This window comes from Actinoallomurus iriomotensis (assembly GCF_030269445.1).
Taxonomy (GTDB): Bacteria; Actinomycetota; Actinomycetes; order Streptosporangiales; family Streptosporangiaceae; genus Actinoallomurus; species Actinoallomurus iriomotensis.
Window position 1 is genome coordinate 239,649 of record NZ_BSTJ01000003.1, and the last position, 20,088, is coordinate 259,736.

The 20,088-nt window shown below is 72.1% G+C and carries 19 protein-coding genes; 8 read left to right on the forward strand and 11 right to left on the reverse strand.

The features are described 5' to 3' along the window. The first annotated feature begins 109 nt into the window (after positions 1 to 109). The 3 genes from QSK37_RS14175 to QSK37_RS14185 all read left to right on the forward strand — a co-directional run bounded on the left by QSK37_RS14175 (position 110) and on the right by QSK37_RS14185 (position 4,775). A complete protein-coding gene (locus QSK37_RS14175; protein ID WP_285620482.1) occupies positions 110 to 2,698 on the forward strand; it encodes a S8 family serine peptidase in 2,589 nt (862 codons plus the stop codon). 807 nt (positions 2,699 to 3,505) lie between these two features. Then, complete coding sequence (locus QSK37_RS14180) at positions 3,506 to 3,898, forward strand: hypothetical protein (RefSeq protein ID WP_285620485.1); 393 nt, start codon at positions 3,506 to 3,508, stop codon at positions 3,896 to 3,898. 91 nt (positions 3,899 to 3,989) lie between these two features. After that, on the forward strand, positions 3,990 to 4,775 hold the full coding sequence (locus tag QSK37_RS14185) for a DUF4097 family beta strand repeat-containing protein (RefSeq protein ID WP_285620487.1): 786 nt from the start codon (positions 3,990 to 3,992) through the stop codon (positions 4,773 to 4,775). Here the strand turns inward: QSK37_RS14185 and QSK37_RS14190 are convergent. The 3 genes from QSK37_RS14190 to QSK37_RS14200 form a co-directional block, all read right to left on the reverse strand. Continuing rightward, the gene (locus QSK37_RS14190; protein ID WP_285620490.1) at positions 4,772 to 5,485 is read right to left on the reverse strand and encodes an SUKH-4 family immunity protein; all 714 of its coding nucleotides are present in this window, start codon (positions 5,483 to 5,485) and stop codon (positions 4,772 to 4,774) included. The two genes, QSK37_RS14185 and QSK37_RS14190, sit on opposite strands and share 4 nt — an antisense overlap. Then, positions 5,476 to 7,101, reverse strand: coding sequence for an ABC-F family ATP-binding cassette domain-containing protein (locus QSK37_RS14195; RefSeq protein WP_285620492.1), 1,626 nt, complete (start codon positions 7,099 to 7,101; stop codon positions 5,476 to 5,478). Before QSK37_RS14195 ends, QSK37_RS14190 begins: the two co-directional genes overlap by 10 nt. A 245-nt stretch (positions 7,102 to 7,346) precedes the next feature. Next, on the reverse strand, positions 7,347 to 8,219 hold the full coding sequence (locus tag QSK37_RS14200; protein ID WP_285620495.1) for an NmrA family NAD(P)-binding protein: 873 nt from the start codon (positions 8,217 to 8,219) through the stop codon (positions 7,347 to 7,349). Positions 8,220 to 8,342: 123 nt separating this feature from the next. On the opposite strand from QSK37_RS14200, the gene QSK37_RS51730 reads away from it, so the two are divergent. Both QSK37_RS51730 and QSK37_RS14215 read left to right on the forward strand, forming a co-directional pair. Beyond that, entirely contained in the window at positions 8,343 to 8,993 is a 651-nt protein-coding gene (locus QSK37_RS51730; protein WP_432705564.1) for a maleylpyruvate isomerase family mycothiol-dependent enzyme, read from the forward strand. After that, entirely contained in the window at positions 8,929 to 10,968 is a 2,040-nt protein-coding gene (locus tag QSK37_RS14215; protein ID WP_285620508.1) for a hypothetical protein, read from the forward strand. The genes QSK37_RS51730 and QSK37_RS14215 overlap by 65 nt, the downstream gene beginning before the upstream one ends. Positions 10,969 to 10,976: 8 nt before the next feature. Here the strand turns inward: QSK37_RS14215 and QSK37_RS14220 are convergent, their stop codons facing one another. The 5 genes from QSK37_RS14220 to QSK37_RS14240 all read right to left on the reverse strand — a co-directional run bounded on the left by QSK37_RS14220 (position 10,977) and on the right by QSK37_RS14240 (position 14,015). After that, the gene (locus tag QSK37_RS14220) at positions 10,977 to 11,489 is read right to left on the reverse strand and encodes a GNAT family N-acetyltransferase (protein ID WP_285620510.1); all 513 of its coding nucleotides are present in this window, start codon (positions 11,487 to 11,489) and stop codon (positions 10,977 to 10,979) included. Positions 11,490 to 11,532: 43 nt separating this feature from the next. Beyond that, on the reverse strand, positions 11,533 to 11,925 hold the full coding sequence (locus QSK37_RS14225; protein WP_285620513.1) for a peptidoglycan-binding domain-containing protein: 393 nt from the start codon (positions 11,923 to 11,925) through the stop codon (positions 11,533 to 11,535). Then, positions 11,898 to 12,293: a hypothetical protein gene (locus QSK37_RS14230; RefSeq protein WP_285620516.1), complete on the reverse strand. Its 396-nt coding sequence runs from the start codon at positions 12,291 to 12,293 to the stop codon at positions 11,898 to 11,900. Before QSK37_RS14230 ends, QSK37_RS14225 begins: the two co-directional genes overlap by 28 nt. Positions 12,294 to 12,392: 99 nt before the next feature. After that, a complete protein-coding gene (locus QSK37_RS14235; protein ID WP_285620518.1) occupies positions 12,393 to 12,698 on the reverse strand; it encodes a hypothetical protein in 306 nt (101 codons plus the stop codon). 207 nt (positions 12,699 to 12,905) lie between these two features. Further along, positions 12,906 to 14,015, reverse strand: coding sequence for a protein kinase family protein (locus tag QSK37_RS14240; protein WP_285620521.1), 1,110 nt, complete (start codon positions 14,013 to 14,015; stop codon positions 12,906 to 12,908). 178 nt (positions 14,016 to 14,193) lie between these two features. On the opposite strand from QSK37_RS14240, the gene QSK37_RS14245 reads away from it, so the two are divergent. Then, a complete protein-coding gene (locus QSK37_RS14245) occupies positions 14,194 to 15,036 on the forward strand; it encodes an AraC family transcriptional regulator (protein ID WP_285620524.1) in 843 nt (280 codons plus the stop codon). Between the two features lie 7 nt (positions 15,037 to 15,043). Here the strand turns inward: QSK37_RS14245 and QSK37_RS14250 are convergent, their stop codons facing one another. Beyond that, positions 15,044 to 15,169: a hypothetical protein gene (locus tag QSK37_RS14250; protein ID WP_285620526.1), complete on the reverse strand. Its 126-nt coding sequence runs from the start codon at positions 15,167 to 15,169 to the stop codon at positions 15,044 to 15,046. 171 nt (positions 15,170 to 15,340) lie between these two features. Here QSK37_RS14250 and QSK37_RS14255 point away from each other — a divergent pair, with 171 nt between their 5' ends. Then, on the forward strand, positions 15,341 to 15,952 hold the full coding sequence (locus QSK37_RS14255) for a dihydrofolate reductase family protein (protein WP_285620528.1): 612 nt from the start codon (positions 15,341 to 15,343) through the stop codon (positions 15,950 to 15,952). Positions 15,953 to 15,958: 6 nt separating this feature from the next. On the opposite strand, the gene QSK37_RS14260 is transcribed toward QSK37_RS14255, so the two are convergent. Continuing rightward, positions 15,959 to 16,414, reverse strand: a complete 456-nt coding sequence (locus QSK37_RS14260) for a pyridoxamine 5'-phosphate oxidase family protein (protein WP_285620531.1) — start codon at positions 16,412 to 16,414, stop codon at positions 15,959 to 15,961. Between the two features lie 73 nt (positions 16,415 to 16,487). Between QSK37_RS14260 and QSK37_RS14265 the strand changes: the two genes are divergently transcribed. Beyond that, positions 16,488 to 19,181, forward strand: a complete 2,694-nt coding sequence (locus tag QSK37_RS14265; protein WP_285620533.1) for an ATP-binding protein — start codon at positions 16,488 to 16,490, stop codon at positions 19,179 to 19,181. A 32-nt stretch (positions 19,182 to 19,213) separates the two neighbouring features. On the opposite strand, the gene QSK37_RS14270 is transcribed toward QSK37_RS14265, so the two are convergent. After that, complete coding sequence (locus QSK37_RS14270) at positions 19,214 to 20,083, reverse strand: alpha/beta fold hydrolase (RefSeq protein ID WP_285620535.1); 870 nt, start codon at positions 20,081 to 20,083, stop codon at positions 19,214 to 19,216. Positions 20,084 to 20,088: the final 5 nt, after the last annotated feature.

Sequence of the window (20,088 nt, forward strand, 5' to 3'; positions counted from 1 at the left end):
ACTCAATCGCGTGAGCATCCGACCTCACGCCGTGGCAGAATTACGCTCGCTGTCGACCGCCGGGAGGGAACCGGTGCACTTGTCCGAAGTTCGCCGCGCCCTCCCCCGCGTGGCCTCGGCAGTGCTGGTCAGCATCGCGGTCGGCGTGCTGTCCGTTCCCGCCGCACAGTCGGCCTCTCCTTCCGCGCCCACCCGCCCGGCCGCCGCGCCGGCCGACCTCTACCGTGGCCAGCAGTGGACTCTCGACGCGCTGCACATCTCCCGCGCGTGGAGGTACTCCCGCGGCAACGGCGTGACCGTCGCGGTGCTCGACACCGGCGTCGACGGCCACCAGGCCGACCTGGCCGGACGCGTCATCGACGGCCCCGACTTCACCGGCCACGGGCGCAAGCCGGGCGGCCGCTACTGGGGCCGGCACGGCACCGAGATGGCGAGCCTCATCGCCGGGCACGGTCACGGCGCCGGCGCCACGGCGGGAGTCATGGGCGTGGCGCCCGACGCCAAGATCCTGTCGATCCGGGTGACCTGGGAGCTGAACGACCCGATCCGCAACGACCACGCCCAGGTCAACCGGGCGCGCGACGCCGTCGCGAAGGGCATCCGCTACGCCGCCGACCACGGCGCGCAGGTCATCAGCATGTCGCTCGGCGGCGGCAACCTGTTCTATAACGGCAACGCCGCCGAGGAGGCGGCGATCAAGTACGCCCTCGGCAAGGGCACCGTGCTCGTCGCGTCCGCGGGCAACGACGGCGACGGCGCCAACCGGCGCAACTACCCCGCCGCCTACCCCGGAGTGATCGCCGTCGGCGCGACCGACCGCGCGTTCAAGGCGGCCAAGTTCACCAACCGGCACACCTACATCTCGGTCGCCGCCCCCGGCGTGGAGATCGTCAGCGCCGACGCCGCCGGGCACGGCTACATCCTCGGCACCGGCACGAGTTCGTCGGCCGCCTTCGTGGCGGGCATGAGCGCGCTCGTCAAGGCGCGTTACCCGAACCTCACGGCGCAGGAGGTCAAGCAGGCCCTGGAGGAGGGCGCCACCCACCGGCCGCCCGACGGGCGCAGCAACGAGATCGGCACGGGCGTCGCCGACGCGTACGGCGCGCTGCGCACGGCCGCCCGGATCAACAAGGCCGAGCACGATGGCACGTCTGTGCACACGCCGCCGGCGGCGGCCCGGCCGGCACCGACGGCGTCCGAGCACAGCGACCCCGACCTGATGCTGATCGCCGTCCTGAGCGGTGGCGGCACCCTGATCCTGCTCAGCCTGATCCTCGGCTGGCGGCAGCGACGGCGGCGGATCGCCCGGGAGAAGGCCACGGTCGAGCCGGAGGAGCCGGAGCCGTCCCCCATGCCGGTGGCCGCGCACGCCTCATCGGCCCCCGCGTCGTGGGAACGCCGGCCGTCGCCGCCGCCGTCGCGTACGGGCCGGTCGTCGGGCCTGTCCCCGTGGGAGCGCCGCCCGGAGCCGGCCGCGGAAGAGGAGCTCCGCTGGGACGCGGGACCGCCCGAAGCCTCGCCGCCGGTGACGCCCTGGGACCGCCGTCCGAGCTCACCCGCCGACGACGCGCCCCACTGGGACTCCGCACCCTCCGAGGCATCGCCCCCGGTCACCCCCTGGGACCGTCATCCGAGCTCACCCGCCGACGACGCGCCCCACTGGGACTCCGCACCCTCCGAGGCATCGCCCCCGGTCACCCCCTGGGACCGTCATCCGAGCTCACCCGCCGACGACGCGCCCCACTGGGACCCCGCACCCTCCGAAGCATCACCGCCGGTCACCCCCTGGGACCGCCACGAGTCGGCCGGTTCCTGGGACCCCTCGCCCAACGGCACCGCCTGGGACCGGCCCGAGACATCGCCGCCCGGCCGTGACGAGCGGCCGCCCGCGGGGGAGCATCCGGAGACGCCGGCGCCGTCCTGGGACCGGCTGTCCCCCGCGGAGCGCTCCTGGGACGAGCCGCCCCCGGCGGACCGCTCGTGGGACCTGCCGCCCGCCGACTCGTCATCGCCCACCGAGTCCTGGGACCGTCTGTCTCCTGAGCCGTCGTCCCCCACTGAATCCTGGGACCGTCTGTCTCCTGAGCCGTCGTCCCCCACTGAATCCTGGGACCGGCTGCCTCCCGAGTCGTCGTCCCCCACCGAGTCCTGGGACCGGCTGCCTCCTGAGCCGTCGTCCCCCACCGAGTCCTGGGATCGGCTGCCCGCCGATCCCTCGTCGCCCACCGAAGCCTGGGACCGGCTGCCCGCCGAGACCTCCTCGCCGACCGGCGCCTCGGACCGGCCGGAGCCGGGTGAGCCGGAGGCGCGGGAGACTCCACCGGCCGAGCCACCGGCGCCGGGGACTCCGCCGCCGGCCAGACCGTTCGAGCCCTTCGAGCCGCCGCCCCGCGACCCCGCCGAGACCAACGGCCATCCCACGTCCGCGTACCAGGACCTCCGCGGCGCGGAGCCCGACCCGCTCAGCGACGACTCCCCGTTCGACTCCTCGTCCGACGTCGGCACTCCGCTGGCCGACGAGAGCTGGGAGAGCATCCGGCGCGGCTTCGACCGGCTGAAGGACATGACCAACTGGGAGTCCTCCGCCAAGAGCGACCTGGACGACACCGGCAGCGCACCCGCGCAGGACGCCTCCGACGAGACGGCCGCCCTCCCCACCGCGGACCCGGACGAAGACCACCAGCGCCCGCCCTCCTGACCCATCGCCGCCTCAGCCGGTCCAGGCCGCGAGGCGGGTGCGGGAAGTGGTGAAAGGCGGTACGCGTACTGGCGGTCCACCGGCCTCGCGCGTCGCTACGGCCTCGGCGAGTTCCCCGTCGAAGAGGAGCCGAGCCGAAGCCCCGGCGTCCGTACCGCGCCCCGTGACCGGCCGGAGGAGATCCGCCCGCCCGCCGAGGCCGCCCGGCACGCGCGGCCCCTCGCCGACCTGACCCTCCCGGACGTGCCCGAGCCGCCGCCCCGGCGCGACCGGCCCGGACCCCTCGCTGCGGCGCAGGACCTGTTCGCCCTCCCCCAGCCGGAGCCACCGATGGAACCAATGGCCATTCCGGCCGGCGGGCCGGTCACCTGCTGCCCTTCGAGCACCACCTTCCCGGCCCGACGTGCAGTCACCGCACCCGACCGATCCCCGCGACGTCGGAGGCCACCAGGTGATCGCCCGGCTGGGCGAAGGCCGCATGGGGCAGGTCCTCCTCGGCACGTCGCCGGACGGCCGGCCGGTCGCCATCAAGGTCGTCCGTCCGGCCCTGGCCGCCGAGGGCAAGGTGGCCGCCCGGTACCCGCTGTCGCGGTACCCGTCCGCCGGACTAGCCTGGGCGGCGGTCCTGACCGACGAGTCCTGGGCCTGCTCGACCCTGGCCGGGGCCGGATTCCGTGAGCGGTTCCGCGGGGACGTCGAGGCGGCGCGGGACGGTCAGCGGCGCGTTCACCGCTCCGGTCGTCACGGCCGACCCGGTTCCCTGGCCGACCATCGCCTATCCGCCCGTGCTCGACCTGGTACGCGGCCGTGCCGTGCTTCGCGGCGACGGCCGCCGGACCCTTCGGCGTCGGCGACGTGCCGACCCTGCTCCACCGCACCTTTCACGAGGAGCCGGATCTGTCCGCCGTCGCCGCCCCGTACCGCGCGACCTCTTCGCCGCCGGTCTCCGCAAGGACCCCGCCCAGCGGCCGACGCCCGCCCGGCTGCCGGCCACGCTCGGCCGGCCGGAGGACGGGTCTCGGCCGGCTCCCCGCCCCGCTCGCCGACGTCGTGCTCCGCAGGGCCGCCGTCCGGCCGCCCGCGCCTCCGCCTCCGTACGCGTCGTGGGGCCGCAGGCCGGCCGCCGCCCTGCTCCTCGTACTGCCCGTCCTCTGCGTCGTGCTGGAGCGCCCCGGCCGCGGCCCGGCCATGGGGGGTTAGCCCCACCTTCACCCGGCGTGCCAGCCGCATGGGAGCGGCCCCGGCCGTCCCGTAGCGTTCTCCTCGAACCGAGCTTCGAGGAGTCTCAGCCGTGAACAGCCGTAGCGTGGCGGTCGTCGCCCTCACCGCACTGACCGCGTCGGGATGCGGCGTCGGCGTGCACTTCGCCGACTACCGGCACACCACGACCATGAACGACACGCACGTCACCGGGGTCACGAGCGTGCGGGTCGACGCGAACCGCGGGCACGTGGTCGTGACGCGCGGCGCTGGGGACGGCGTGACGGTCCACCGCGTGGTGCACTACCAGAACGGGGCTCCCCACCCCGGCCAGCAGGTGACCAACGGGACGCTGACCTTCACCGCCGGCTGCTCGCGGTGCCGGATCGACTATGACCTGGTCGTCCCCGCCTCGGTCAGTGTGAGCGCCCATACGGACAGCGGCCGGGTGAACGTCAACGGCGTGAAGACCGTGGACGCGAAGTCCGACTCCGGCTCGGTGACCGTGCGGCACGTCACGGGCGACGTGAGCGCCCGCTCCGACTCGGGCGAGGTGACGCTGCAGGACGTCGGCGGCGCCGTCCAGGCGAGCACGGACTCGGGGGCGATCCGCGCGACGGAGCTCCGCTCGACCGACGCGACCGCCTCCAGCGACTCCGGCTCCATCGACCTGACGTTCGCCTCGGCGCCGAAGAACGTCCGGATGACCGACGACTCCGGCGCGCTGCGCCTGGCCGTCCCCGGCGGCCCGTACAGCGTGGACGCGCACACCGACTCGGGCGGCCGGCACATCGGTGTGCCCACGGCCCCCGTCGCCCCGGCCCGGCTGTCACTGCGCACCGACTCGGGCAGCGTGAACGTCGTCCCGGCCGGTTAGCACCCGGGATCGGTGATGAGCGCCACCCAGAGCGCCCGGGGGTCATCGGGATCGATCGCCGGGTCGATCTCCGCCGCCCGCGCGAGCACGATCCGTTCACCCGCCTCGACCCGGGTGAGGTGGGCGTCGTGCTCTTCTTCCGGCCGTGAGTAGTGGGGTTCCTGGAGGTGGAGCTCCCGGAGGATCGCGACCGCGGAGCGCCACCGCCATGCCAGCTCGACGAGTCGCGCGATCGAGGAGTTGAGGAACGCGACCGCCGGCTGGTACAGGTCCGCGTAGACGCGGCGTAGATCGGGATGGACGTCGGCGGCCGTCACCGGGGCGTCCCGGACGGCCAGCACCCGCCCGTCGCCGGCGACCGCTCCCATCTTCGGAGTCCGATCGTGGGCGCCCCACCACCCGAGGTGGTACAGCCGTTGATCGCCGGCGATCAGCCGGCGCTCGTGCTCTCCCGCCACGTTCGGAACCAGCAGCGGCTCGGTCGCGTGCTGGAACTCCGGCCTCATGACCAGATCCGTCGGCAGGCCCCATTCCGCGAGGGCGGACCGGTCCTCTTCCGGCACCTTCCACCGGTCCACCACCGTGCCGGGCGGCCGTACTCGCCGGTCGGGGGCGACGATGCGCGCCAACGGCGCCGCCATCACCTCCCGCAGGCGTTCTTCCAACGGCGTCCGCCCCCGATCGGCGGGTCCCGGTCCCGTCAGTCCCATGCGGCGAGCTCCTCCAGGGTGGTCTCCCGCAGTTCCTCGTCCAGCACCAGCCAGCGCGTGATGCCGGCCGACTCCAGGAACGGCAGGTCGTGACTCGCGACGACGAGCGCACCCTCGTACGACGCGAGCGCGCCGGTGAGCTGCCGGACGCTGGGCACGTCGAGGTTGTTGGTGGGCTCGTCGAGCAGCAGCAGCTGGGGCGCCGGTTCGGCGAGCATCATGGCCGCGAGCGCGGCGCGGAAGCGCTCGCCGCCGGAGAGAGTGCCGGCCGGCTGTTCCGCCCGCGCCCCCTTGAACAGGAAGCGGGCGAGCTGGGCGCGGATGTGGTTGTCGGTCACCCCCGGCGCCCGGCGGGCGACGTTCGCGGCGACGCTCAGGTCGTCGTCCAGCACGTCGAGACGCTGCGGGAGGAACCGCCACGGCACGTACGTCCTCGCCTCACCGGCCAGCGGCGGCAGCTCTCCGGTGAGGGTGCGCAGGAGGGAGGTCTTCCCGGCGCCGTTGCGCCCGACGAGAGCGATCCGCTCGGGCCCACGCACCTCCAGGTCGGCCTCGCGCAGCCGCCCGTACCCGGGCCGTACGCCGCGCAGGCTGAGCACGGTGCGCCCGGCGGGCACGGCGGTGTGCGGGAGGCTCACGCGGATCTCGTCGTCGTCGCGTACGGCGTCCGCCGCCTCTTCGAGCCGGTCGCGCGCCTCACCGAGCCGGTCCTCGTGGAGGTTGCGCAGCTTGCCCGCCGACTCCTGCGCGGACCGCTTCTTGGCGCCGGCGATGATCTTGGGCGCCCGCCGTTCGAGGTCCATCTTCCGGCTGTTCCGCCGGCGCCGGGCGAGCTTGATCTGGGTCTCCTCCAGCTCCCGCTTCTGCCGGCGTACGTCCGCCTCCGCGGCGCGCAGCATCCGTCCGGCCGCCTCCTGTTCGATCGCCACGCCCTCCTCGTACGCCGACCAGCCGCCGCCGTACCAGGACACCGCGCCGGCCCGGAGCTCGGCGATGCGGTCGACGCGTTCGAGCAGCTCACGGTCGTGGCTGACCACGACCAGGATGCCGGTGTGCCAGGCGTCGACGGCGTCGTACAGCCGCCTGCGGGCGTGCAGGTCGAGGTTGTTGGTCGGCTCGTCCAGCAGGAGGATGTCGGGGCGCTCCAGGAGCAGCGCGGCGAGGCGCAGCAGGACGGCCTCGCCGCCGGAGACCTCCCCCACCGTACGGTCGAGGCCGATGCCGTCGAGGCCGAGCGAGCCGAGCATGGCGAGGGCGCGTTCTTCGACGTCCCAGTCGTCGCCGACCGTCTCGAAGTGCTCCTCCCGTACGTCGCCGCTCTCGATCGCGGCCAGTGCCCTGCGCCGGTCGGCGATGCCGAGTGCCTCGTCGACGTGCTGGGCGGTGTCGAGGGTGATGGTCTGCGGAAGGTAGGCGAGGCTGCCGCGGACGCCGACCGAGCCGGCCGAGGGTCTCAGCCGTCCCGCGAGCAGCCGGAGCAGGGTCGACTTGCCGGAGCCGTTGGCCCCGGCCAGCCCGGTGCGTCCCGGCGGGAAGCCGAGCGACAGCCCGTCGAAGACGGGCGTACCGTCCGGCCAGGCGAACGAGAGAGCCGAACAGGTCAGGGATGCGCTCATGAGGAGTCCTTCACGGTCGTGATGTTCGGGGGCGTCATACGCGAACACCACGCGGCGAAGCGGAGCGCTTGAGGAAGGCTCGTCCACCGAGGTCGCTGCCACACGTCGTCGTACGGCGAAGCCGTACCGCGTGGTGATCGCGAACCTCAGACGAGCAACATCCACCTCTATCGCAGGCAACAGAACCGAGCCGATATTAGGCGGGCCGCGAACCGGCGGGCAAACGTATTTACCGGCGAGCCCGCTCAGCCGAGGACGGCGGGCCGGAGCACGTCCTCGCACCACTGGCGGAAGGTGGTGGGGCTGCTGGACCGCGGGGTGCGCGGCTCGGCGTTGTAGACGCCCTGGTCGACCTCGGCGAGGAGGTCGACCAGTCCCTGGGCCCAGCCGTCACTCATCCCGTTCCGCACCAGGTTGGCCTTGAACGCGTCGGCGGGCACCCGCTGGTAGCGGATCGGCCGCTCCAGCACCTCGGACATGATCTGCGCCATCTCGTTGTAGGACAGGTCTTCGGGCCCGAGGATCGGGACGCCGGCCTGCCCGCTCCAGGAGTCGTCGAGCAGCAGCCGGGCCGCGGTGGCCGCGATGTCACGGGTGGCGCACGTCGGCAGCCTCCGGTCCCCGGACACCGGGAAGAAGAACACGCCCTGGCTCCTGAGCGGCTCGAGCTGCTGGAGCACGTTCTCCATGAACCCGGGCATCCGCAGGGCCCGGCAGCTCACGCCGGTGCTCTCGATCATCTCGTCCATGATCAGCGAGGTCGACCCGTGCCCGGTGTCCCCGTCGCGGCGCAGGGCCGAGACGTAGACCAGGCGCTCGACGCCCTGACTCCTGACGGCGTCGCACAGCGGACGGGTGAACTCCAGGGCGCGGTCCCGCATGCTGTCGGCGGTGGGCGTCGGCGGCACGAGCCAGAACACGCTGTCCGCCCCCGCGAACGCCTCGGTGAGGACGCCGAGGTCGTCCAACGACCCCGACACGACCTCCACGCGCTCGCGGACCCGCGGGGAGAGGCGAGACGGGTCCCGCGCGAGCACCCGGACCGGCGCGCCGCCGGCGAGGACGTTGTCGAGAACCTGGCGGCCGATCTGGCCGGTGGGAGTGGTGATGACGATCACGAGCTCTCTGCCCCTCTGCACTGGAATCGGAATTCGGATTCCGTTTGATATCGACGGGTACGTTACGGAACCCGGATTCCGCTTGTCAATCGCTCAGTGATCGCCGGCCGCGAAGCGCCGGCCATGACGGACCGGCCGCGCGAGGCGGAGGCCTTCCTCACGGCGTTGCAGGACCTGCCACCCAACGCGCTGAGCACCTGCGACACGTGGACGGTTCACCACATCGGCGCGCACCTGGCCGGCAACCACGAGGAGGCGCTCCGGCACGTCGAGACGTACGCGCAGGGCAGCCCGCTGACCTCGACGCGTTCGGTCGAGGAACGCGAACCACCGTTCCGCGAGTTGTCCGGCGCCGCCCTGCTGAAGGCGGTCGAGCGCTACGAAGAGCGCATGCGGAGAGCGGTCGCCGCGGTGCTCGCCGACGACCCCGACGCCGATCCGGCCTGGACGGGCCGCCCGTTCAAGGTCGGCTCGTTCTCCTCGCACATGCGCAACGAGTGCACGATCCACCGCTGGGACTCCGCGGATGTCGCTGACCGGCGCGGCCGGGGAGCCCACCGTGGTGGGCTCCCCGGCCGCCCGGCTGCTCATGCTGTGGGGCCGCAAACCCGGCCCGCCGGACGACGTGAACCGCCTCCAGCGGCTGCCGTCCGGCTACTGACTCCGGTCAGGTACAGGCCGCGACAGACGGTCTGGATAGAGTGCGCCGATGCTCGATGGACTGGACGACGTCGCATGGTCGGAGCTGGGTCACGCGTACGGAGACGCCGGTGACGTTCCCGACCTGCTGCGCCGGGCGGCGGCAGGCGGAGACGAGGCCGGGGAGGCGCTCGCGGAGCTGTACGGCTGCGTCTTTCACCAGGGCACCGTCTACTCCGCCACGGTGGCGGCCGTGCCGTTCCTCACCGAGTTGGCGCGGTGCGCACCGGAACCGCGCGACGAGTTCGTCTGGCTGCTCGGCATGCTGTCCGATCCCCACCACGCGTACGGCTCCGCGTTCGACGCCGTCAGAGCGGCGATCGCCGCGCACGCCGACGTCCTGCCGCCGCTCCTGGGCGACCCCGACCCGCAGGTGCGTGCGGCCGCCGCGTACGCCCTCGCCCAGTGCGCCGCGCCGCCGGCACCGTTGTGGGACCGCTGGGCGGTCGAGGAGGACGCGGAGGTACGCGCCTCGCTCGCGCTCGCGCTCGGCCTGCTCGACCCGGTCCGGTCCGGTGAGCCCCTCTCCCACGCGGTCGTGCACGCTCCCCCGGCGGAGCGGGTCGCCGCCGCGCTGGCCCTGACACGGAACGGCGCGGCGTGGCCGGACGGCGCGGCGGCCGCCGTGGTCGGCGTCATGGACGACGCCGAGGTGGAGTACGCCTGGCAGCGTCACGCCGACTGGACCGACGAACTGCTGGCCGTGGCGGATGACGCCCTCGCCGCCGCCCTTCTGGAACAGATGCTCGCGTCGTCTTCCGCCCAGGTCCGCCGTGCGGGCGTGTGGGGGATGACGGTACGCGGCCAGGCCCGGCGTACGGCTCCGGCGCTGCTGCTGCCGATGGTGCGTCCGCTCCTGGACGACCCGGACGAGGGCGTACGCGGTGAGGCCGTCGGGGCGCTGCGCCGGTCCGGGGCCGCGTCCGCGCTGTTCGCCGGCGAACTCCGTGCGATCGCCGCGCGGTATCCGCGGACGGCGGATCAGGTGGCGATCACCCCGGAGCTCAAGGCCGTGGAGACCCTGATGTCGCTGGGCGACCCCGGCTGGATCGACCCGGTCTGCGCGGCCATCGCCGAGGGGCACGACACGGGGCGGATCCGGCTGCTGCGCCAGGGCATGCCGTGGAGCCGGCAGACGCTCGACGAGGTACGGCGGCGGCTCGCCGGCGCGGACGCCGCGGTGACGGCGGTCCTGGCCGCGGTCCTCGGCCAGTGGGGTTCCGATGCCGCGCCCGCCGTTCCGGAGCTGCTGGCGGCGCTGCCGCACGCGGGCGAGGCGGTGTCCCGCGCGCTGGCGCGGATGGGCCACGCCACCGCGGAGACGGTGCCGCACCTGCGGGCGCTCGCCGAACGGACCGGCGAGCTGGAACCCGCCATCGACGTGTGGCGCGTGGCCGGGGATCCGCAGTGGCTGGTCGAGGCCCTGAACGGCCTGCTGACGGGTGACCGGGCACGGCCGCCCGCGACCTCGTACGACCTCGGCGAGGTGGGCGCCCGCCTGCTGCCGTTGGTCCCCGCCGCACGCCGGCACCTCACCGGCGCCGTGGCCGCGACGTACCCGCAGTGCGACATCCAGATTCTCGCGGCCCGCGTGCTGTCGGCCGCGACCGGCGACCCGGCGCCGGCGCTGCCGACCGTGTGCGCCGTCCTCGCCTCCGAGGGCCCGCCCGCGAGCCGCGCGGCCGACCTGGTCGCGGACCTGGCCGCCGCGCACCCGCCGGCCGTCGCCGACCTTGAGCCGGTCCTGCGCGACCGGCTCGACGACCACTGGTGCGCGGTGGCGTCCGCCCGCGCGCTGTGGCGGCTCGGCGTCCCTCCGGCCGAGCTGGTCACCCCGCTGATCGCGGCGATCACGGCGCCGTACGGCGGTGGCGGCGCGGTACCGCTGCTGGTCGACATGGGCGCCGTGGACGCCGTCGCGGAGCTCGACCGGCTCGCCCGCCGCGACGAACGGATCGTCGTCTCGGGCATCGACGACGACATCATCTGGCAGGACGAGTGGCTGCGGGACCGGCTGCGAACCGCGGTCGCCGCACTGCGCGGGCTGTGACGACGCGCTCAGTCGTGCGGAGGACGGCGTACGGCCGCGGCCGGCTGTCGCACCATGAAGACGTCGATCGGGTCCTGGGCCTCCACGGTGAACCCGTGGCGCTCGTACAGCCGCTGGGCGGCGCTGCCCTGCAGGACGTTCAGTCGGACGGGCACGCGGTCGGCGTCGGCCCGCCGCAGCAGTGTCCGCAGGACGGCCGACCCGAGGCCTCGGCCCTGGAGGTCCGGAGCGAGATAGAAATGCTCCAGCCACCGCCCGTCCTCGGCCGGGCGTACGGTGACGCAGCCCGCGAAGGCGCCGTCGACCACGATGACCGATGTGTGCCGCTCGGAGAAGGAGTCCCGGAACCGCTGCCGGACCCGGTGCTCGTCGAACCGCCCCAGCCGCTCCAGGTCCGGGCGCATCACCGTCGCCCGCAGTTCCGCGATCACCTCGACGTCCGCCGGCCCGGCGGCACGCAGCACCCACTCGATGGGCTCGATGCCCGGTTTCGCCCCGTCCGCCCTCACAGTCGCGTCCATGGCCGGAGTATCCCAATAGCCCGCCGCATCCCGAGTGCGGACGTCAGACGACGTCTTCGCCGAGGATGAGGATCGACCAGGTGTGCGGGCCGACCTGACCATCGGCGGCGATCCTGTGCTGGGACTGCTCCTGCCTGACGCGGTCCTCGGTGGCGGAGCCGAACCCACCGTCGATGACGAGCGGTTGCTGTTCGCCGTCGGCACGTGCGTTCAGGAGCCCTTGCAGCGTCCACACGGCGTACCCGGTGTCGCCCGGCTTCAGGGTGGGCAGTCGCCGCACGATCTTCTCCGTCCAGTCGCCGGCGTCACCGCCGGCACCGTACTTGGGGGTGGCGTAGCCGTACACGTAGGACCGCGAACGTGTGCGGCGCATGACGTGGTCCGAGGTGTTGCCCTCGATCGTCTGGATCACCGAACCGGAGACGACCTTCTCCACGATGCCGATGTGCTCGGGCTCGCCTGCTTGCCGAAGATCAGATGGAGCGCGCCCAGTCTGTCGAAGGCGTAGCTCTGGAACATGAAGCACCAGGCCCCGTCTCCGCCGTACCAGGACGTGTACTTGTTGTGGTTGGAACCGGGCGGGGACTCGCCGGTGCCGATCTGGCTCGCCTCGTAGGCGATGATCGCGTACGCGGTCGTGCCGCCCGCGGCGGCGAGTAACGCGGCGTGCTCCGCCTCGTCCAGGTCCGGCACCGGATCCTGGGAGACGCCGGACTGGTCCGGATCATCGGGCATCACACCCGCGCCTCGGGTCACCTCGATGGGGGCCGGTCCGTCGAACGCGCGGCCGCTGGGCACGGTCATCTGTTACCTCCGGTGAAACGCGCGCACGGCAACCCCGGCCCCCACCACATCCCTGAAAAAACGCCTGGACGGCGGTCAGGCTCCCACGAGCAACTTCACTCAAGTGGCGTGCGGGCCTGAATTGTTCTTCAGGAGTGCACCCAGGCCGCTCATCGCTATCTGAACCCACGACTTCAGTTCGGAGTAGGCGTAGGCGAGGACGTCCTGGGTACTGCCGTCATCGTTCACGATGTCGATGTAATTGCCGTCGTTCTCGAAGCGAAGATTGCAGTGGAAGTCGACGTTCTTCGGCGCCCCCTGTCGCGCCAGGATCTTGCCGGTGCGCCCGTCGACGTAGTAGATCCAGTTCGCGCTGTCCACCTGGGACGTGTAGAACTGGACGTTGTTCTGTCGATCGAGGGACATCGACTTGAAATGGATGCCCTGGTAGTACCAGGGGATCCCGCACGCGCCATTCCGCGCCCATTGCGGCGAGAGGCCAAAACTTACCGGCTCCCCCTCTCCGGCCTCAGCACCGATTACCCCGTTTATGCGTAGTCGGATACTAAACCGAATTCTTCCGGAGAGAAGGTCCCTGCCTGGCCAAATCAGGACAACGACCAAGCCCGCAGATCAGCCGACGTAGGCCACTTTCGCCATCAACCACCGACCGCCGACGCGGTTCATCGTCACCTGCATCGGGGGGACGGTCTTCTTGGTCGGCGACGGCGTCGTCTTCGTCCGCACCTCGGTGCCCACGGCGGCGAGCACGGTGGCCTGTGACGGACCCGTCGAGGCGCCGGGGGAGACGTCGATCGCCCTGACCCTGGAGACGCTCTGCTCGGTGACGTAGGCCGATCTGAGCTGAGCCTCGGAACCGACCCACTGATCACGGAACTCGCCGGTGGCGCACGCCCGGACGGCCGTGAACGTGCCGTCGACGGCCCGATGGTCGACGGAGTACATCGCGCGGATACACGACTGCGCGGCCTTGAGCACCGCGGAGACCTTCCGGCCGGGCCAGGAGGCGCCCTCGAGATCGGCGGGAGCCGCGGGCAGCGGCGTGACCTGGTCAAGCCACCACTGTCCCTGCCGGCGGACCAGCGCGGCCCGGACCTCGGCCTGACTCGCCGTCGGCGTCTCCCCCGCTCTGGTGATCCGCTGGTCGAGGGAGAGCAGGACGTTGGCTCGAGCACCGCGCGTCGACTCGAGCCCGGCGGCGACCACCGACGCCACGTTCACGATCTTCTGTTTCAGCGCCACGGGACGGGCGGTCGTCATCTCGGAGTCGTACTGCTGCCGCAAGCCGCTGGTCATCCTGCTTCGGGCCGACCGCGCGTCCGCGTCGAAGGTGCGATAGTCGTAGCTCTCGAAGGCCCTCGCGTCGGCCGAGGCGATCTTCAAGATCTCCGATCCGCCCGTGGGCAGCGCGAGCGAGTCCGCCGGACCTCGTCCCGGGGCGTACATCCAGGCTCCGACCGCGGCCACCACATCGGCGTCGATCACCTGCGCCGTGCAGAACCCCGCGACGCGTTCGATCACCGCCAGTTCGCGGGCGAACCGCGCCCGCACCGCCTCGTCCTGGCCAAGGTGGGACCGCAGCAGCTTGACCGCCACCTGCCGTCCCTCGGCATCGCGCTCCAGGTAGACGATCCCCTGACCGCCCTCGCCGAGCCTGCCCTCCAGGCGGTAGACGCCCAGTTGAGGCGGATCCCCCAGCCGCAATGGGCGAGGCTTCGCCATTCGTCCCCCATTCCACGCTTACCGGCCCGAATAATGATCTCTCACACAGAGATCAGGCGCTCGATGGGAGCAGATGTCGTGGGCGTGCTGTTCGCGGACGACCATCTGTACTGCTGGATGTGCCTGTGAACCGGGACGTCCCGCGACGGCCGAAGCACCGCTCGGCCACACTGAGTCCATGGAGTACGTCGGCCGCGTGCCCGCACCGCCGCTCGACCGGTTCATCGACGACATCTACTGCCTGACCGGCGTGCCACGCCACCGCCGGATGAACGTCCCGCCGATGCCGTCGGCGCACCTGTTCATCAACCTGGGCGAACCCGTCCGCCTGCGGGATTCCGACCCTTCGGTGCCGTCGGCGGTGTTGACCGATGGGTGGTTCATGGGCGTGTGGACCCGGCGTTTCCTCGTCGAGTACCCGGCACGGGTGCGGCTCGTCGGGGTGCACTTCAAGCCCTGGGGAAGCTCGCCGTTCGTCGACATGCCGGCGACCGAGCTGCGGGACCGATGGGTGCCGGTCGACGCCGTCTGGCAACGGTCCCTGGACCGGATTCGCGACCAGGTCGGCGACATGACGTCGGCCACCGGGACACTGCGGGTCCTGGAGGAGGAGCTGCGCTCGCGCCTCGCCGAGGCGCCGTCGCGCGGGCTCGGCCTGGTCCAGCACACCGGCGGGCGGCTGGAGACCGCCCACGGCGCGGTCCCGGTCGGCGCGCTGGCCGACGCCGCCGGGGTGAGCGGCAATCACCTGGCCACGCAGTTCAAGTTCCATGTCGGCGTCACCCCGAAGCGGGTGGCGCGGATCTACCGTTTCGCGCGACTGATCCTGTCCGTGGACGCCCTGCGTCCGGTCGACTGGTCGGATCTCGCTCACACGGCGGGCTACTTCGACCGAGCCCACTTCAGCAGGGAGTTCAAGGACTTCACCGGCCACACCCCGACGGAATACCTGGCCCTGCGGCGCCGGTTCCCCGCCGAGCGGGGATTCCCGCCGGACAGCGGTCCGATGCCCGCTGCCTGATGCCTTTTCAGCGGCCTGCCGCATGGGATCTCAGCACGTCGACCTCGCAGCCCGGCGAGGACGGGTCGAACCCGTGCTCGACCAGCCAGCGGACCGCCAGCAGGCTGCGCAACGACCACCACGCGCGGATCACGTCGGCACCCGCCGCGGCCCACGCCGCCGGCGACGCGGTCGACGGACCTCTTCCACGTCGGCCATTGTCGCGGGACCCGAATGAGAAGGGCCATTGATTTCTTACAAGCCCAGACCTCCTCCGTACCGACAAGATCGGGGGCAAACGCGCAAGGAGACTCAAGGAGAACCCATGGGTACGGTGATCATGCACAACGTGGTGTCGGTGGACGGCTTCATCGCCGACGAGAACGACGACGTGGGGCCCCTCCACGACTGGTACTTCAGCGGGGACACCCCGATCACCGAGGATGGCGACCAGCAGTACGACCACTCCGCGGTGGGAAGCCGCTTCAGGGTCTCCCGCGCATCGGCGGAGTACGTCCGGCCGATGTGGGAGACGATCGGCGTGATCGTGATGGGCCGCACCCTGTTCGACCTGGTGAACGGCTGGGAGGGTCAGCCACCCGCGGGCGAGCACGTGGTCGTGGTGTCCCACCGGCCCAAGCCCGAGGGATGGCACCCCGAGGCGTCGTACCATTTCGTCGATGACGTGAGGGCCGCGATCGACAAGGCGCAGGAGCTCGCCGGGGAGCGCACCGTCAGCGTGAACGCCGGCGACGTGGGCGGCCAGATCCTCGCGGCCGGCCTCGTGGACGAGGTGGCGATGGACGTGGTGCCGGTGGTGTTCGGGTCGGGCAAACGCTACTTCGGCGGCATCGACGGGCAGCACCTGCTGGAGGATCCCCACGTGGTCATCCGGGGCGACCGGGTGCTCCACCTTAAGTTCGAAGTACGCCGCTAGACGGCGTCAGACCGGCACCCGCACGGGTACGCGAATGTCCGGGCCGTCGTCGTTGAGCAGGACGGACGCTTCCAGGACATGGGCACGGTAGAGCCGGAGCGGGTGGGGGGTCCGCAGCCGTTCGGGCGTGAACGACGCCAGCTCAGGCCGGCGGCGGCGGAAGACCCCGGCGTACCGTTCGAGGTCCGCTTCGCCCACCTGTTCCGCGCGGGCGGTCAGGTAGACGGCCTCGGCGTCGCCGAGCGGGACCTGGGAGTCGTAGATGACGATGCCGACCTCGGAGCGCTCGGCGATGTTGCGGGAGTGGCGGCTGCCCGGCCGGGACACCCAGAACAAGTCGATGCCGCCATCCGGGGTGTAGTACACGGGCGACGCCCAGGGCCGGCCGTCGCGGTTCGCGGTGGCGAGGGTCAGGTAGTTGCCGGCCTCGATGATCCGGCGGGCCGTCTGCTGTGCGGTCATGGCTTCAGCGTCGCCCGGAGGAGACCTGAGCACATCCGTGCCGGCCACGGATCCGCGTGAATAGGGTGACCAGATGGAATGGCTCGACCGGGTTTCCCAGCGGGAGGCCGAGGTACTCGCGGCGATCCGCCGTCACCAGTCGAACGCGCAGATCGCGGAGCACCTGCACCTGTCCGTACGGACCGTGGAAAGCCACGTCTCCGCCCTGCTGCGCAAGGCCGGTGTCCCCGATCGCCGGACACTGGCCACGCTCGCGGAGACCCCGGCGGACGGCGGTGAGCTCCCGGCGTACCCGACGTCGTTCATCGGACGCGAGCACGAACGCGCCGTGGTGTCCTCGGCGCTGCGCACCGCGCGGCTGGTGAGCCTGGTGGGGACCGGCGGCATGGGAAAGACCCGGCTGGCCGTCGAGGTCGCCGCGAGCCTCGCCGTGGACACCGCGTTCGTCGATCTCGTGCCGGTACGCGGCGGTGGGGTCGATCAGGCGGTCGCTCGGGTTCTCGGCGTCGCCGAACGGCCGCCGCGGACGCCCGCCGACGCGGTGATCGACCGGCTGCGGTCGCACCGGACCCTGCTGGTGCTGGACAACTGCGAACACGTCATCGCCGAGGTGTGCGCGCTGGTGGCGCGGATCCTCCGGTCCTGCCCGCATGTGACGATCCTGGCGACCAGCCGCGAACGCCTGGGCATTCCCGGGGAGGTGCTGGTGCCGGTGCCGCCGCTCGGCGCCGAGGCGCAGCGGCTGTTCCTGGACCGCGCTCACGCGGTCAACCCCGCTCTCACCGCCGAACCTGCCGCGATCGAGCGACTGTGCGCCGCGGTCGACGGCATGCCGCTGGCGATCGAGCTGGTCGCGGCGCGGACCGCGTCGCTCGGCGTCGACGGCCTCCATGTCGCGCTGCAGGACCGGTTGCGGCTGATCTCCGGCGGCCGCGGAGCGGATCACCGGCACCATTCGCTCGACGAGGTGATCGGCTGGAGCCTCGACCTGCTCGACGACGAGGAGCGCCGCCTGTTCCGCAGGCTGGGGGTGTTCGTCGGCGGGTTCGACCTGGACGCGGTCAGGGCCCTCAATCCCGAACACGACGTCGGCGCGGTCGCCGACCTGCTCGGCCGACTGGTCGACCGCAGCATCGTCGTGTTCCAGAACGCTCGCTGGTGGTTGCTCGAGACGGTTCGGGCGGTCGCCGTTCAGGAGCTGACGGCGAGCGGCGAGGACGTGCGGCCGCGCTACGTGCGCTGGGCCGCGGACACCGCGGCCGGCCTCGAGTCGCGGATCGACGGGCTCCCACCCGCCGAGTTCGACGTGGTCGCCGACGACCTGCGACACGCGCTCACCCGGGCGAACCGGGACGGCACCGCGTACCGGCTCGCTAAATCGCTCGCCCATCTCAGTTTCGCCCGCGGTCTGGTCGTGGCCGCCGGCGAGTACTACCGCACCGCCGCCGACCTCGCGCCGGACCCGGCCCCCGATTTCATCACGGCGGCCTGGGCCGCACTCACCATCTCCGCCGGGGAAACCGCCTTCGGGCTGCTCCGGGAGGCGGCCACCCGCGCACGACACCCGACCGCGCGAGCCATGGCCCTCGCCACGGCCGCGATCGCGGCCACGCGGTACTCGATGTGCTTCATCGAGCCGGTCCCGCGCGATCGCGTGCTCACGCTGCTGGCCGAGGCGACCGACCTGACCGACCCGGCCGATGAGCGCGCCGCCGCCCTGCTCGCGATGGCGCGAGCGTGGGTATCGGGACAGGGATCGCTCGAACCGGACCTGGAGCTGTCGCGCGACGCGGCGGCGGCCGCGCGGCGCACAGGGGACGCCGCGCTGGTCATCGGCGCGTTGGACGCGCTCGGCACCGCGCTGGCCAACGCCGGGCGCCTGCGCCAGGCACACCGGCTCTCCGACGAACGGCTCCGGCTGGCCGTCACCGCGCCACGGCACGAGCCCGCCGTCGCGGCCGAGCTGACCGACCTGTTCCACGTGGCGTCCACCTCCGCGCTCGCGGCAGGGGATCTGCCGGCCGCGAGATCCATCGCGGAGCAGGCCGTACGGCAGGACCTGATCGGCGTGCACCCGGCCATCACCGCCCCGAGGCTGGTCCGGTTGTACGGCCTGACCGGCCGGTTCGACGAGGCACTCGCCCAGGCCGGCATCCTCTGGGACGGCTGGCAGCACGCGCCCACCGGTGTCGCGGACGGGGAGCTGTCCGCGCTGCGCGGCGACTGGCCGTCCTCGGCCGCCGCGATCGCCGCACTGGTCAACGGCCTGCGCGGCGACCTCCCCGGGTTCGAGGAGTGGCGTTCGCGCGCGCTGCGGATCGCACACGTCGACGATGCGGCCGAGTCATCGGCGCTGGCGGCGGCCGCCGCGTTCGCCGATGCCCGGGTCGCCGTGCACACCGGCCGGTACGCCGACCCGGAGCGGTTGGTCGATGCCGCGCTCGCGTCGTTCCCGGAGAAGTGGTGGCTGGCCTACGCCCACGCGGCCGGGGCCGAACTCGCGGTCGTCGCGGGACTGCCCGACGCCGGTGACCGGCTCGCGGCGGCCGAATCCGCCGCCGCCGAGAACGACTGGGCGGCGGCCTGCCTGGCGCGCGCCACCGCCCGGCACACCGGTGACGTCCGGCCGGCGATCGAGTCGGTGACCCGGTGGGAACGCATCGGCGCCCGGTTCGAGCGCGCGGTCACGCTGTTGCTGGTGCCGGGACGAGCCGAGGAGGGCCGCACGGAGCTCCAAGCCCTCAAGGCCACGATGCCGGCCCCCTAGTCGTGACACCCACAAGGCACGGCCGGCTTCTGCTAGGCCGCACGCACGTGCTCCAGAATATGTTCGGCCCAGACGTCCGGTGCTTCCAGCGGGCTGAAGTGTCCGACGTTCTTCATGAAGTGGAGTGTGAAGTCACTGTAGAAGTCGGACAGATTGTCACTCCATTCCGGCGGAAAGAGCGGATCCTTGTCGGGCCAGAGGATGGTGATGGGCTTGGCGAACCTGTCAGCGGGATCCGGTTTCTTCTCGTTGGCGTAATAGGTGATGGGGTTCCCCTCCGGAAAGCGAAACCACATGACGCCGGCCACGAAGGCACCCGGGGCGGAGTGGTTCTCGGTCAGATGGTCCAGCAGCTCGTCCACGACCTCGGAGCCTGGAGCCGACCAGTTCTGCAGGTTCTCCTTCAGCGCGGCGCGGACGGCATCCGGCTTGCCGTCGATGAGATCCTCTACCAGGGTCGTCTTGTAGAGGATCGCGTGGAGGAAGGCGTTGACCGCCTTCTCCTCCAGAATCCTCCGGCCGACTCCCATCGTCGGTGGCGCGATCACCAGAGATTCAGCGAGGTCGGGGCGCTTCACCGCGATCGTCTGGACGGTGAAGCTGCCCACGTCGTATCCGCACAAGACCGCGTCGCTGATGCCGAGTTCGTCGATCAGCGCGATGACGCCGTCCACCTGCCCGGACAGGGCGTAGGCGTTGCCCACGTCCGTCAGGTGCTTGTCCGACTTGCCGTAGCCCCTCAGGTCGGGGACGACCACGTCAGCGTGGGGTGTCAGCAGGGGCAGCAGCTTGGAGTACTCCTTGTTGTCACCCGGGTTACCGTGGACGAGGACCACCGGCCGGCCTTCTCCGGATCGCAGATAGTGCAGGCGGAAACCATTGGTCGGCTTTGAGAACGGCATGGTCT